Annotated in this window: 12 protein-coding genes; 11 read left to right on the plus strand and 1 reads right to left on the minus strand. The window is 30.1% G+C overall.

What is annotated here, in order from left to right:
* The first annotated feature begins 20 nt into the window (after nucleotides 1–20).
* Complete coding sequence (holA, locus tag PZA12_RS04770) at nucleotides 21–1,055, plus strand: DNA polymerase III subunit delta (protein ID WP_077838072.1); 1,035 nt, start codon at nucleotides 21–23, stop codon at nucleotides 1,053–1,055.
* A 66-nt stretch (nucleotides 1,056–1,121) separates the two neighbouring features.
* On the opposite strand, the gene rpsT is transcribed toward holA, so the two are convergent.
* Nucleotides 1,122–1,385, minus strand: coding sequence for a 30S ribosomal protein S20 (gene rpsT / locus PZA12_RS04775; RefSeq protein WP_011968165.1), 264 nt, complete (start codon nucleotides 1,383–1,385; stop codon nucleotides 1,122–1,124).
* 172 nt (nucleotides 1,386–1,557) lie between these two features.
* Here rpsT and gpr point away from each other — a divergent pair, with 172 nt between their 5' ends.
* From gpr to dnaJ, 10 genes are all read left to right on the plus strand, one after another.
* Nucleotides 1,558–2,541 (plus strand): GPR endopeptidase, encoded by a 984-nt coding sequence (gene gpr, locus PZA12_RS04780; protein ID WP_077838073.1) that lies wholly within the window; start codon nucleotides 1,558–1,560, stop codon nucleotides 2,539–2,541.
* A 221-nt stretch (nucleotides 2,542–2,762) separates the two neighbouring features.
* Nucleotides 2,763–3,833 (plus strand): stage II sporulation protein P, encoded by a 1,071-nt coding sequence (locus PZA12_RS04785; protein WP_406585041.1) that lies wholly within the window; start codon nucleotides 2,763–2,765, stop codon nucleotides 3,831–3,833.
* Nucleotides 3,834–4,171: 338 nt separating this feature from the next.
* Nucleotides 4,172–4,501 (plus strand): hypothetical protein, encoded by a 330-nt coding sequence (locus PZA12_RS04790; protein ID WP_077838075.1) that lies wholly within the window; start codon nucleotides 4,172–4,174, stop codon nucleotides 4,499–4,501.
* 171 nt (nucleotides 4,502–4,672) lie between these two features.
* Nucleotides 4,673–6,478: a translation elongation factor 4 gene (gene lepA, locus PZA12_RS04795; protein ID WP_078116604.1), complete on the plus strand. Its 1,806-nt coding sequence runs from the start codon at nucleotides 4,673–4,675 to the stop codon at nucleotides 6,476–6,478.
* A 181-nt stretch (nucleotides 6,479–6,659) separates the two neighbouring features.
* On the plus strand, nucleotides 6,660–7,100 hold the full coding sequence (locus tag PZA12_RS04800; protein ID WP_103698508.1) for a hypothetical protein: 441 nt from the start codon (nucleotides 6,660–6,662) through the stop codon (nucleotides 7,098–7,100).
* A gap of 213 nt (nucleotides 7,101–7,313) precedes the next feature.
* A complete protein-coding gene (gene hemW / locus PZA12_RS04805; RefSeq protein WP_078116568.1) occupies nucleotides 7,314–8,441 on the plus strand; it encodes a radical SAM family heme chaperone HemW in 1,128 nt (375 codons plus the stop codon).
* 238 nt (nucleotides 8,442–8,679) lie between these two features.
* A complete protein-coding gene (gene hrcA, locus PZA12_RS04810; protein WP_077838078.1) occupies nucleotides 8,680–9,708 on the plus strand; it encodes a heat-inducible transcriptional repressor HrcA in 1,029 nt (342 codons plus the stop codon).
* Nucleotides 9,709–9,745: 37 nt separating this feature from the next.
* Nucleotides 9,746–10,369 (plus strand): nucleotide exchange factor GrpE, encoded by a 624-nt coding sequence (gene grpE / locus PZA12_RS04815; protein WP_011968173.1) that lies wholly within the window; start codon nucleotides 9,746–9,748, stop codon nucleotides 10,367–10,369.
* Nucleotides 10,370–10,474: 105 nt separating this feature from the next.
* A complete protein-coding gene (gene dnaK / locus PZA12_RS04820) occupies nucleotides 10,475–12,319 on the plus strand; it encodes a molecular chaperone DnaK (RefSeq protein WP_078116567.1) in 1,845 nt (614 codons plus the stop codon).
* Nucleotides 12,320–12,429: 110 nt separating this feature from the next.
* Nucleotides 12,430–13,563, plus strand: a complete 1,134-nt coding sequence (gene dnaJ, locus PZA12_RS04825; protein WP_065416247.1) for a molecular chaperone DnaJ — start codon at nucleotides 12,430–12,432, stop codon at nucleotides 13,561–13,563.
* The last annotated feature ends 132 nt before the right edge of the window (nucleotides 13,564–13,695 follow it).

Consider the following 13,695-nt stretch of genomic DNA (forward strand, 5'->3'; position numbering starts at 1 on the left):
TATACGAAAGGAAAATTAAAGTGATTAATTACGAAGTTTATGAGCAAGAAATCGAAAAAGGAAATATAAAAAATGGGTATATATTTTGTGGGTTGGATGAAGAATTTATTAAAGATGGAATAAACATAATTATTAAGAAAAATGTAGCTGAAGAATTTAGGGAGCTCAACTTAATACGGATAGATGGAATGAATACAAGTTTTGATTCTATCATGAATGCGTGTGAAACAATGCCATTCATGGGAGAAAAAAAAGTTGTAGTTGTTTATAGGGCAAATTTTTTACAGGATAAAACTGATTCGTCAGGAAGTAAAATATATAATGATCTTAAGAATTACATATCAAATTTACCTCCATATACAGTATTAATAATGTATTATTTATTGAATGATAAGAGAGATAGACCAAATAAAAATAAAAAATTAGCTACTATGGGTAAATCCTTAACTGTAGTATATTGTGATAAATTAAAAAGGGACAAATATTTAAAGAAAGTATCAGAAGTTTTTAAAGAAAAAGGAAAGCAAATTGGAAGAACTGAATTATCATATTTCTGCGAGAAAGTATATAATAACTTTGATATTATAAAAAGAGAAGCTGACAAGCTTATAGCGTACTGTAATGAAAGAGAAATAAAAAAAGAGGATATTGACATACTTATTTCAAATTCAAGTGAGGATGATACTTTTGATTTAGTTGAATTAATAGCTACAAAAAAGATTGATAAAGCTATAGATACGATGAAGGAAATTTTATATAAATCAGATCAGCATATGCTGATAATAAGTGCAATTCAAAAACATTTTTTGAGGTTATATGAGATAAAGATAAAACTTAGCAATGGAAAAAAAGTAGATGATTTCATGTTAGACTATAGATTACCACAGTTTGTTTGTGAAAAATTGATAATGCAGACAAATAAATTTACTGAAAAGCAACTGTCAGAGTTAATTAAGCTTTGCGTTAATACAGAAACAAAGTTAAAGTCAACTGGAATAGATAAGAATATGGAAATGGAATTTCTTTTAATAAACACGCTTACAGTTAAAAAATAATATTTATTAATAATATAAATTCCTAAAGAATAAAAAATAACCCATCTACTTAGATGGGTTTTAAGATTATGCCATAGAGTTTAACTTAGCAGCTAATCTTGATTTCTTTCTAGCAGCCATATTTTTATGAACAACTCCCTTAGTAGCAGCCATATCTAATGACTTAACAACTGATGTAAATAAAGCTTTAGCTTCTTCATTATTCTTAGCTTCTATAGCAGCTTCAAATTTCTTTATAGTAGTCTTTAAAGCAGACTTAATCATTCTGTTCTTTAAAGTCTTAGTTTCAGTAACTTTAATTCTCTTTTTTGCTGATTTTATATTTGCCATTCTTAATTCACCCCCTTAAATTTTTATAGGGTCTCTGCAGTTTTTGGGGAAATCTGCGTACGAGTTCATATTCAACAAACCTTATTATAGCATCAGAAGTTATGTAATTCAAGTATTAAATTCAAAGAAAAAGGAAAAATAAGACTGAGTAAATTTATAAAGAGGTGTTGGTATGATAAATGTAAGAACAGATTTAGTACTTGAAGCGAGAGAAATTTATAAGGAAAGTCACAAGGATGAAGTAGATATAGATGGAATAGAAGTTATAGAAGAAAGCGATGATGATATTAAGGTAACTACGGTAAAGGTAAAAAATGATGAAGGTGCTAAAAAAATTGGAAAGCCAAAGGGAAATTATATAACTATAGGAATGCCAGATTTTACAGCATATGATGGCGAAACTATGGATAGAGTTTCACAAGTGGTATCAGAGATTTTGCAAAGATTAATTAAGATTGATACAGATAAAACAGTATTAGTTGTAGGGCTTGGAAATTGGCAAGTTACACCAGATGCGTTAGGTCCGAAAGTGACAGAAAAGATTATGGTAACTAGACATTTACAAACAGTTATGCCTGAAGCAATTGATGAATCTGTTAGACCTGTCTGTTCAGTAGCGCCCGGAGTGCTTGGAGTCACAGGAATAGAAACTGTGGAAATAATTAAAGGTGTTGTAGAAAAAATTAAACCAGACTTAGTAATATGTATAGATGCTTTAGCTGCAAGAAAAGTTGAAAGAGTGAATACAACAATCCAAATTGGAGATACTGGAATATCCCCAGGTGCAGGAGTAGGAAATAATAGAAAACAGATAAATGAGGAAAATTTAGGAGTTAAGGTTATTGCAGTAGGTATTCCAACTGTAGTAGATGCAACTACAATTGCTAATGATACTATAGACTCTGTAATAGATTCATTAATAAATAATTCATCAAGTGGCAATGAATTTTATAAAATGTTAAAATCTCTTGATAAAAATGAGAAGGAAAGACTTATTAAAGAAGTAATGTCATCAAAAGCAAGTATGGATATGATAGTTACACCTAAGGACATTGATTTAATGGTTAATTCGCTATCAAGAATAATAGCTAATGGGATAAACATGGCAGTTCAACCTAATATGGATATGGATGAGATTAATAAGTTTATGGGTTGATTATCAATAACATATTTTTTGAATTTTAGAATAAAAATAAGAATAAGGAAAGAAGGTCTCAAAGTAATTTGAATTATTTTGAGACCTTTTTATTTTAGATTAATTATCAATGTATCTTTTAATCTATTCTAATTTTTAAATAAATGGAATGAGATTTATTAGAATAATTATGTAAATTCGTTAATATAAATATAAAAAAGGGCAAGGGGGGGATTACCGTGATGTATATGAGCAGAAGAGGAAAAAAAGGTGAAATTAGTAAAAGGATAAAAGCAAAACCTAACATTAATATAGGCTTAATAATCCTCATTTTAATTATAGGTGTATTTTTCATAAGATTAGGTAATGTTTTAAAAAACAACAAAGAAAGAGGAGCATTTGCCTATGTTCAGTTATTAAATTTAGGAATGCCGATAATAGAATCCCAAGTTTATGATGAAGGAACCTATGCTGAAAATAAGCTTTCATTAAAAAATGTTTGTTTTCAAGTATTAGGATTAAATAATCTTAGTTATAAAGGAATAATTCAAAATGAACTTAGTTTCTTTGGAGATGGTGAAAGTTCTAGCAATACTGAAACTAATTTTAGTTTTAATCCGTTTCAAATAAGTGAGGACAGTATCTCAAAAGTACAAGTAAACACTGATAGTAAGAATACCCCGATATATGATCCTAGTTTAAAGAAGACATTAGATAAATCTAAGCCAGAAGTATTAATATATCATAGTCATACTACAGAAAATTATAATGCATCAGAGCCAGATAGTTTAAATGAAGATACTAATGTAGTTGGGGTAGGTGATGTTCTTGCTAATGAATTAGAAGAGAATTATGGGATTTCAGTTATACATGACAAAACTAATAATTGTATTTCTTATAATGATAGTTATACAAGATCTGGAGAAGTGGTTGATAAATATTTAAAACAATATGGAGATTTTAAAATGGTTATAGATCTGCATAGAGATTCTGTGGAAGATAAAGCTGCTACAACAACAGAAGTTGATGGAATGAGCGCATCTAAAATAATGTTTGTAAATGCTGAAAATAGTACGAGATATCCTAAAAATAAAGAACTTACAGAGAAAGTATTTAATAAAACAGCTGAATTATTCCCAGGATTGCCTATAAAAATATTGACATATCATAGAGGGAAAAATGCATTTAATCAAAGTAAAAGCGATGGATGTTTACTTTTTGAAATAGGATCTCATACTAATACACCAGACGAGTCAAAAGTTACGGCAGAATGTATGGCTAGAGTGATTGCAGAAGTTTTGAATAAGAAATAAATATAAAGTTATATGGAAAAGGTTTGGAAGTTATATTGAGTGCATATGAAAAATTAGATAACATGTAAGTGTGATTTTTAAGCACTAAGTATTTAAATAGATATTTCAAGTTGAGATTTAATGATAATCTTGATAATAAAAATTAAAGGAAAGATTAGGAATCTAAAGTTAAAATTTAGATCTCTAGTCTTTTCTTTATTTTAATTTATTAACACATAATATTGAGATAATTGGTGAGTAGATTGTTTGACTGAGAAAGTTGGGACTGAATAATAGTTTTGCTATATGGAAAGAATCTAAATAAAAATTAAAAATAAATAAAAAAGGGTGTTTCAACATTGAAGAAAATTATTAAAAGTAGCATTTTAAGAAGAATATCACCAATGATTTTTATAGTATTTATTATTTTTCTTGGAATAATTAAAATAGATATGATTAATACTAAGGCATTATCTCCTCTTGGAAATACTAATGAAAATTATAAACTTGTAAGTAATGAATTTGGAGAAGATTTCTCGAATTTTATTAAGGATAATTCATTTCTTAAAATTTATAAGGAATCTGAAAAAGATGTTTTAGTTAAGATAGGAAGCAATGATTTTAGGATAAATAATCAATCTTCTTTTATTAAAAAAATAGAGGATATAATTGAAAGAATAAAACCATAATATTAGTTAAAATATTTAGTTAATTTTAAAATATATATAAGGCATATTAGACATAGAGCAATGAGGGAAAGTTTTGATAGCCTTTCTTTATGGATGTATGTTATAATTTAGCTGATTTAATTATAACGGGGGTGAAAGTACTGTTTTTCGTTAAGAATAACAGTTATGCGTATGAAAAGTGAAAGACAAAAACATATCAGAAATTTTTCAATTGTAGCACATATTGATCATGGTAAATCAACCCTTGCGGATAGATTACTTGAAACTACAGGAACCTTAACTAAAAGGGAAATGGAAGAACAAGTTCTAGATAATATGGAGATAGAAAAAGAAAGAGGAATTACAATAAAGTCTCAAGCAGCGAGGCTTGTATATAGAAGAGACGATGGTGAGGAATACATTCTTAATTTAATTGACACTCCAGGACATGTAGATTTTAATTATGAAGTTTCAAGAAGTTTAGCAGCTTGCGAAGGAGCGATATTAGTTGTTGATGCAACACAAGGTATTCAAGCTCAAACTTTAGCTAATTGCTATTTAGCGTTAGATAATGATTTGGAAATTGCACCAGTAATAAATAAAGTTGATCTGCCTTCTGCAAGACCCGATGAAGTTAAGAAAGAAATTGAAGATGTAATAGGAATTCCAGCAGAAGAAGCTCCTACTATATCTGCTAAAACAGGGCTTAATATAGGTGATGTATTAGAGTGTGTTGTTAAAACTATACCTTCACCTGATGGCGATGAAGAAGCTCCTTTAAAAGCATTAATTTTTGATTCTTACTACGATAGTTATAAGGGCGTTGTATGTATAGTTAGAGTAATAGACGGAAGAGTAAAGATTGGAACTAAAATTAAATTGATGGCTACGAATAAAGTTTATGACGTTACTGAAGTCGGAGTGTTTACTCCAGGAGTGCTTCCAATCAGTGAGTTAAGTGCTGGTGATGTTGGATATGTAACAGCATCCATAAAAAATGTTAGAGACGCAAGAGTTGGAGATACTATAACTGAAGCTAATAGACCAACCGAAACAGCACTTCCAGGTTATAAACCTGCTATACCAATGGTCTATTCAGGAATATACCCAGTTGATGGAGCAAAGTATGATGAATTAAGAGAAGCTCTTGAAAAGCTACAAATAAATGATGCGGCATTAAGCTTTGAGCCGGAAACATCCATTGCTTTAGGTTTTGGATTTAGATGTGGATTCTTAGGATTATTACATATGGAAATAATTCAAGAAAGAGTTGAAAGAGAATTTAATTTAGATATAATTACTACTGCACCATCTGTTATATATAAAGTAATCAAAACTGATGGGGAAATATTAGAAATAACAAATCCAACTAACCTACCACCTTTGACAGAAGTGGATTATATGGAGGAGCCAGTAGTTAAGGCATCGATAATAACCCCAAAAGACTATGTTGGAGCAGTTATGGAGCTGTGTCAAGATAGAAGAGGTGTATACATAGATATGCAATATATAGAAGAAACTAGAGCTGTTGTAAATTATGATATACCACTGAACGAAATTATATATGATTTCTTTGATACATTAAAATCTAGAACTAGAGGATATGCATCTTTAGACTACGAATTTAAAGGATATATTAGAACTAAATTAGTTAAGTTAGATATATTATTAAATGGGGATGTAGTTGATGCATTATCAATGATAGTTCCAGAGGAGAGAGCTTACCATAAAGGAAGAGGAATAGCTGAAAAGCTAAAAGAAATTATCCCAAGACAATTATTTGAAATTCCAATTCAAGCAGCAGTAGGATCTAAAATTATAGCAAGAGAAACCGTAAAAGCTATGAGAAAAGATGTATTAGCTAAATGTTATGGTGGAGATATCTCAAGAAAGAAGAAGCTGCTTGAAAAGCAAAAAGAAGGAAAGAAGAGAATGAGACAGGTTGGTTCTGTTGAAGTTCCACAAGAAGCATTCATGGCGGTATTAAAGGTAGATTAGTTAGTATAAGTAATATAAAATAGAATACTTTATACATGTAAATTATATTTATTTAAAAAGTAATTCTAAAAAACTAGCCAATGTATAAAATAAAAATATATTATTTTTGAGGAATTATTTGTATAATATTAATTAGTATTATACAAATAATTATTTTAATGCCGGTTTGGGAGGGGTTTGAATGTTTTTAAATGAGTTAAAGAAAAATGAAGGAATTGCATTTATGCAATTGGTTAAAATCCTTGCAGATTCAGACAATGTTTTTGCGAAAGAAGAGAAAAATCTTTACAATGACTATCTAAAAGAGCTAAATATAAATGAAAGTGAAATATCAGAATCAGATCTAAGTTCCGTATGTGAAACTCTAAAAGGTTCGTCTAATAGATGTAAAAATATTATTTATTTTGAACTAATAGGCCTTGCTCTTATTGATGGAGAATATAATGAAGAAGAAGTTGAACTTTTAGAAAAGCTAGGTGAAACGTTGGGTATAACACGTAGCAAGAGAATAGCATTTGCTAATTATTTTTACAATTTTGTAGATGTATATGGTTTTTCAGTTGTAGATGCAGAAAGTAAAATTGCCTTATTAAAAGAACAGGCGGAAAAATTATTAGCATAGATAGTTTTGGATATGAAAAAAGCATGATGTATATTATCTAAGAATAAATAATAAAGAATGAATGATAAAAGTGAGAATATCTATTGAAATTTAAATTAAAGGTGAACACACACCTTATAGGTTTAAATGAAGGGTAAAGGCTCCTCTAGTTATTCATTCTTTATTTTTGTTTTATTAAGAAAAATATTTAATAATATATTGGAGGAAAAATTAATGAGGGACATATCCTTATATATACATATTCCTTTTTGTAAACAGAAATGTTTTTATTGCGATTTTCCATCTTATTCAGGAAAAGAAGAATTAATGAACGAATATATAGAAGTGTTAAGCAGCGAAATATTACAAAAAGGAAAAGAATACAGAATAAGTAGTATATTTATTGGAGGAGGAACGCCATCCTACTTGAATGACTCAAGTCTAGAAAAACTACTAGGTACTTTAAATAAATTGGATTTAAAGGATAATTTGGAGTTTACAGTAGAGTGTAATCCAGGTACATTAAATGAAAAAAATCTAAATATTATGAAGAAACATAATGTTAATAGGATTAGCATGGGATTACAATCAACAAAAAACTCTTTATTAAAAGATATTGGAAGAATACATAGCTATGAAGAATTTGAAGAAAATTATTTTCTTGCTAGAAAGCTAGGATTCAATAATATAAATGCAGACTTGATGTTTGGGTTACCTAATCAAACTATTGAAGATTGGGAATGTTCTTTGCGAAAAGTAGCAGAACTTGAACTAGATCATATATCTGCATATAGCTTGATTATAGAAGAAGGAACTCGGTTTTATAATTTATATGAAGAAGATAAGTTGAATTTACCTGAAGAGGATAAAGAACGAATTATGTATTTAACCACTAAAGACATATTGAATGGGTATGGATATCATCAATATGAAATATCTAATTATTCAAAAAAGAACAAAGAGTGCTTTCATAATAAAGTTTATTGGAAATGCGATGAATACTTGGGATTAGGCGTATCGGCTAGTTCGTTTATAGATAAAAAAAGAATTAAAAATATAGACAATATTCAGTACTATATTAAAAGAATAAATAATAAAGAAAGTGTAATTGAAGAAATTCACATAAATAATATTAAAGATGATATGGAAGAATTTTTATTTATGGGGCTTAGGATGATTAAAGGGATAAAATTAGAGGAATTTAAAGAGCGATTTAATAAAGATATATATGAAGTGTATGGCGAAATTATTGAAAAAAATATTAAAAAAGGATTATTAATTCATAATTCGGGAAATCTATATCTAACTTCGCATGGGATAGAAATATCCAACTATGTAATGAGTGATTTCATTTTATCTTAATGGATTCTCTCATGAAAAGTTTAAAGAAAGATTAAGTGCAATTATAAAATTATATTGTATAGAGAAATAGAGAAAATAGGAGATATAAGGAGTTAAATTGACAAAATTGCTTTATTATTAACGTTAAGTAGCTATAATAAATATAAATAGAATTGACAAAAAACATCATAAATAATATATTAAAAACATAGTCATTAGCACTCGAGGTTAATGAGTGCTAACAAAAAGAGGTGAGGTTATGAGTATTGATGACAGAAAAATAAGAATACTTCAAGCTATTATCAATGACTATATTCGAACAGGAGATCCTGTAGGATCAAGAACTATTGCTAAAAACTATAATTTAGGTATTGGGTCCGCAACAATAAGGAATGAGATGGCTGACCTTGAAGATATGGGATACTTAGAACAACCTCATGCTTCTGCAGGAAGAATTCCTTCTAGTAAGGGATATAGATTATATGTTGATCAGCTTATGGATAATCAGATGCTAACAGTTGAAGAAGATCTAAGAATAAAACAATATATAATCGATTCTGCAATGCTTGAAGTAGATAAAATAGTTAAGCAAACTAGCGCCTTATTGTCAGAACTTACTAAATTAACTTGTGTAATTGAGACACCATCAGTAAAAAGGAGCTTTATAAAGTCAATTCAGCTAATTAAAGTTGATGATCATAATTTAGTATCAGTTTTCTTAACAGATACTGGTGTTATAAAGAATCATATAATGAAGCTAAATAATAGAGTTCCTGAAGTTGAAACTTTAACACGAATAAATGAAGTTATAAATAATAGATTGGTAAATCTTTCTATACAAGAAATTAATTTAGAAGTAATTAATAACTTAAAAAAGGATCTAGGAGCCTATGAAGAAATATTTAATGCTTTATTGCCTATTTTATATGAGACACTAAACGCAGCGGATTCTACAGAAGTATTCATGGAGGGAACTACCAACATATTTAATTATCCTGAATATAACGATATTGATAAAGCAAAAGAAATGTTATCGCTTTTGAATGATAAAGAAGCTTTGATGGAGCTGTTTAATCCTCAAGACAATATAACAGTCAGTATAGGGGATGAAAACTATAAGCCACAAGCTAGAGATTGTAGTATAATATCTGCTGAATATTCCTTTAAGGATAGGCCTATTGGGAAAATTGGATTAATTGGACCTAGAAGGATTAATTACTCAAAGGTAATAACTATTATGTCAGAAGTTATAAAAGAGCTTAATAATATATTGAGCAATCCAAAATAGATGTTAGATTTGAAGAGAAGAGGTGTGTGTTAGATACATGGAAGAAAATAGAGATGTTAAAAATGAAGAACTAGAAAAAGAAGAAATTGCAGATGAAGTAGCAGAAAAGGATAATGAGACTCAAGAAAGTAATGATGCAGCAGAAACAAATGAAGCTAGCAAAGAGGCTTCAGAAAATATAGAAGCTGCGGAGGAAGATCAAGAAGATTTAGTAAAAAATCAAGAAGAGGAAAATAAGAAGTTGAGAGAAGAATTAGATGCGACAAAAGATAGACTTTTAAGATTAACAGCTGAATATGATAACTATAGAAAAAGAACAGCTAAAGAAAAAGAAGGAATATATAGCGATGCATATGTAGATGTATTAAAAGAGATTGTTCCTATTCTTGACAATTTAGAAAGAGCTGTTGCAGCTGATGGTAGTATTGAAGACTTGAAAAAAGGAATTGAAATGACAATAAAGGGATGCAAAGATTCATTTGCAAAACTTGGTGTTGAAGAAATAGATGCTACTGGAGAATTTGATCCTAATCTTCATAATGCAGTAATGCATATAGAAGATGAAGAATTAGGTAAAAATGTAGTAGCGGAAGTTTTCCAAAAGGGATATAAGAAAGATGATAAGATAATAAGGCATACTATGGTTAAAGTTGCTAATTAGAAATAGGAACAAGTTTCTTATTAAAATATATAGATAGAATTTAAAAATAATAAACTGAAAAATTCAATTTTAAATAAACTAATAAAGTTTTAGGAGGAAAATATCATGGGAAAGATTATAGGAATTGATTTAGGAACTACAAATTCATGTGTAGCAGTTATGGAAGGTGGAGAACCAACAGTTATAGCAAACTCAGAAGGTGCTAGAACTACTCCTTCAGTAGTATCATTCCAAGCAAATGGAGAAAGATTAGTTGGTCAAGTAGCTAAAAGACAAGCAATTACTAATCCAGATAAAACAGTTATTTCAATAAAAAGACATATGGGAACTGGATATAAAGTTGATATAGATGGAAAACAATATTCACCACAAGAAATTTCTGCTATGGTTTTACAAAAAATAAAAGCAGATGCAGAAGCTTACTTAGGTGAAACAGTAACTCAAGCAGTTATTACTGTACCAGCTTACTTCAATGATAGCCAAAGACAAGCAACTAAGGATGCTGGTAAGATTGCAGGGCTTGAAGTATTAAGAATAATCAACGAACCAACAGCAGCATCATTAGCTTATGGTTTAGATAAAACAGATTCAGCTCACAAAATCCTAGTTTATGACTTAGGTGGTGGTACTTTTGACGTATCTATTCTAGATCTTGGAGATGGAGTATTCGAAGTATTATCAACTAACGGTGATACAAAGCTTGGTGGAGATGACTTTGATGAAAAGATAATGAAATATATTGCAGATGAGTTTAAAGCTTCAAATGGAATTGACTTAATGCAAGATAAAATGGCAGTTCAAAGATTAAAAGAAGCTGCTGAAAAGGCAAAAATTGAATTATCAGCATCTCAACAAACAAACATTAATTTACCATTTATTACTGCTGATGCAACAGGTCCAAAGCATATAGATTTAACATTAAGCAGAGCTAAGTTTAATGAAATTACTCATGACTTAGTTGAAAGAAGTATTGAGCCTATGAGAAAGGCATTAGCTGATGCTAAACTTTCATTAAATGATATAGATAAAATAATCTTAGTTGGTGGTTCAACAAGAATTCCAGCAGTAGTAGAAGCTGTTAAGAACTTTACAGGAAAAGAACCATCTAAGGGAGTTAACCCAGATGAATGTGTTGCAGTTGGTGCAGCTATTCAAGCAGGTGTATTAACTGGTGAAGTTAAGGACGTAGTATTACTTGATGTTACTCCATTAACACTTGGAATTGAAACAGCAGGTGGTATAGCTACTCCATTAATCGAAAGAAATACAACTATTCCAACTAAGAAGAGTCAAGTATTCTCAACAGCTGCAGATAACCAAACATCAGTTGAAATTAATGTAGTTCAAGGTGAAAGACAAATGGCTATGGATAACAAGTCACTTGGACAATTCACATTATCAGGTATAGCTCCAGCACCAAGAGGAATTCCTCAAATCGAAGTTACATTTGATATAGATGCTAACGGTATTGTTAAAGTATCTGCATTAGATAAAGGAACTGGTAAAGAAGCAAATATCACAATTACTGCTTCAACTAACTTAAGTGATGATGAAGTAGATAAAGCTGTAAAAGAAGCAGAAAAATTTGCTGAAGAAGATAAGAAGAGAAAAGAAAAAGTTGAAGCTGTAAATAACGCAGACCAAACTATATATCAAATAGAAAAGACTTTAAATGAAGTTGGAGATAAAGCTACTGAGGATGAAAAGGCAGCAGTAAGAGCTAAAATTGAAGATCTTAAGAAAGTTAAAGATGGAGATGATGTAGAAGCTATTAAAGCTGCAATCGAAGCAGTAAATCAATCATTCTATCCAATAGCTACAAAGATGTATCAACAAGCTGGTGGAGCTGAAGGAGCAGCTGATCCAAATGCAGCAGCTGGAGGAGCTCAAAGTGCACCACATGATGATAATGTAGTAGATGCTGATTTCAAAGTAGATGAAGATAAATAAGATATAAATTAGTTGTACTAAACTACAGTTATCTAATATAATAGGATAGGGAAGGCAAGATCGTCTTCCCTTTTCTACAGTAAATAAAACTAGGTGGTGAATTTAAACGAATGGCAAATAAAGACTATTATGAATTGCTTGGACTTCAAAAGGGTGCAAGTGATGATGAAATAAAAAGAGCCTTTAGAAAATTAGCTGTAAAATATCATCCGGATAGAAATCAAGGAAATGCTGAGGCAGAAGAAAAGTTTAAAGAGATAAATGAAGCTTATCAAGTACTTTCAGATCCAGAAAAGAAAGCTAGATATGATCAGTTTGGATCAGCTGCTTTTGATGGTAGTGGTGGCTTCGGAGGAGGCGGCTTTGGCGGCTTTGATGGATTTGATATGGGCGGCTTTGGAGATATTTTTGAATCATTCTTCGGAGGCGGAGGATCAAGTTCTAGAAGAAGAAATGGTCCAGTAAGAGGAAATGATATTGAGTATACAATAACGTTAACTTTTGAAGAAGCTGTTTTTGGAGTAGAGAAAGAAATTTCTGTTACTAGAAATGAAAATTGTGAACATTGTCACGGAAGTGGAGCAGAACCTGGAACTAATGCTAAGACTTGTCCAACTTGTAGCGGATCAGGTCAAGTAAGAGTTCAAAGACAAACTCCTCTTGGAAGTTTTGTATCAACGTCTACATGTGATACTTGTAGAGGTACTGGTAAAATTATTGAAAAGCCATGTTCAGAGTGTAGAGGAAAAGGTAGTGTTAGAAAAACAAGAAAGATAAAAGTTAACATACCAGCAGGTGTAGATACAGGAAATGTAATGCCTTTAAGAGGACAAGGAGAACATGGATTAAGAGGTGGAAGCCCTGGAGACTTGTATGTAAGAATTAATGTTACTCCATCAAAGGTGTTTACAAGAAAAGGAAACGATGTTTATATAGATGCTCATATCTCTATGCCTAAAGCAGCATTAGGTACAGAAATAACTGTAGCTACAGTTGATGGAAATGTTAAATATACTGTTCCACCAGGTACACAATCAGGAACTATGTTTAGATTAAAAGGCAAGGGAATACAAAGAGTTAATTCAAACGGAAAAGGGGATCAATACGTAAAAGTTATTGTTGATATTCCTAAAACATTAAATAAGGAACAGAAAGAAGCATTATATGATTTTATGAGAGCATCTGGTGAAGAATTTGATGAAGCAAATGTTCCTAAGAAGAAATTATTTGGAAAAAATAAATAAAAATATATTAAAGAAACTATTTGGATAATGTCTATAAATTAGCATTATTTCGATAGTTTCTTTTTTAGATAAAAATTCCCCGACAAAACCTATAGTTATAGTCATATTTCAAATTATAGGTTATAATATATT

It is taken from the genome of Clostridium beijerinckii (genome assembly GCF_036699995.1).
Classification (GTDB): Bacteria; Bacillota; Clostridia; order Clostridiales; family Clostridiaceae; genus Clostridium; species Clostridium helianthi.

Excerpts from the sequence above, each read along its gene's own strand:
- rpsT (WP_011968165.1), bottom strand. The coding sequence starts at position 1,385 with ATGGCAAATATAAAATCAGCAAAAAAGAGAATTAAAGTTACTGAAACT.
- gpr (WP_077838073.1), top strand. The coding sequence starts at position 1,558 with ATGATAAATGTAAGAACAGATTTAGTACTTGAAGCGAGAGAAATTTAT.
- PZA12_RS04785 (WP_406585041.1), top strand. The coding sequence starts at position 2,763 with ATGTATATGAGCAGAAGAGGAAAAAAAGGTGAAATTAGTAAAAGGATA.
- lepA (WP_078116604.1), top strand. The coding sequence starts at position 4,673 with ATGAAAAGTGAAAGACAAAAACATATCAGAAATTTTTCAATTGTAGCA.
- PZA12_RS04800 (WP_103698508.1), top strand. The coding sequence starts at position 6,660 with ATGTTTTTAAATGAGTTAAAGAAAAATGAAGGAATTGCATTTATGCAA.
- hemW (WP_078116568.1), top strand. The coding sequence starts at position 7,314 with ATGAGGGACATATCCTTATATATACATATTCCTTTTTGTAAACAGAAA.
- hrcA (WP_077838078.1), top strand. The coding sequence starts at position 8,680 with ATGAGTATTGATGACAGAAAAATAAGAATACTTCAAGCTATTATCAAT.
- grpE (WP_011968173.1), top strand. The coding sequence starts at position 9,746 with ATGGAAGAAAATAGAGATGTTAAAAATGAAGAACTAGAAAAAGAAGAA.
- dnaK (WP_078116567.1), top strand. The coding sequence starts at position 10,475 with ATGGGAAAGATTATAGGAATTGATTTAGGAACTACAAATTCATGTGTA.
- dnaJ (WP_065416247.1), top strand. The coding sequence starts at position 12,430 with ATGGCAAATAAAGACTATTATGAATTGCTTGGACTTCAAAAGGGTGCA.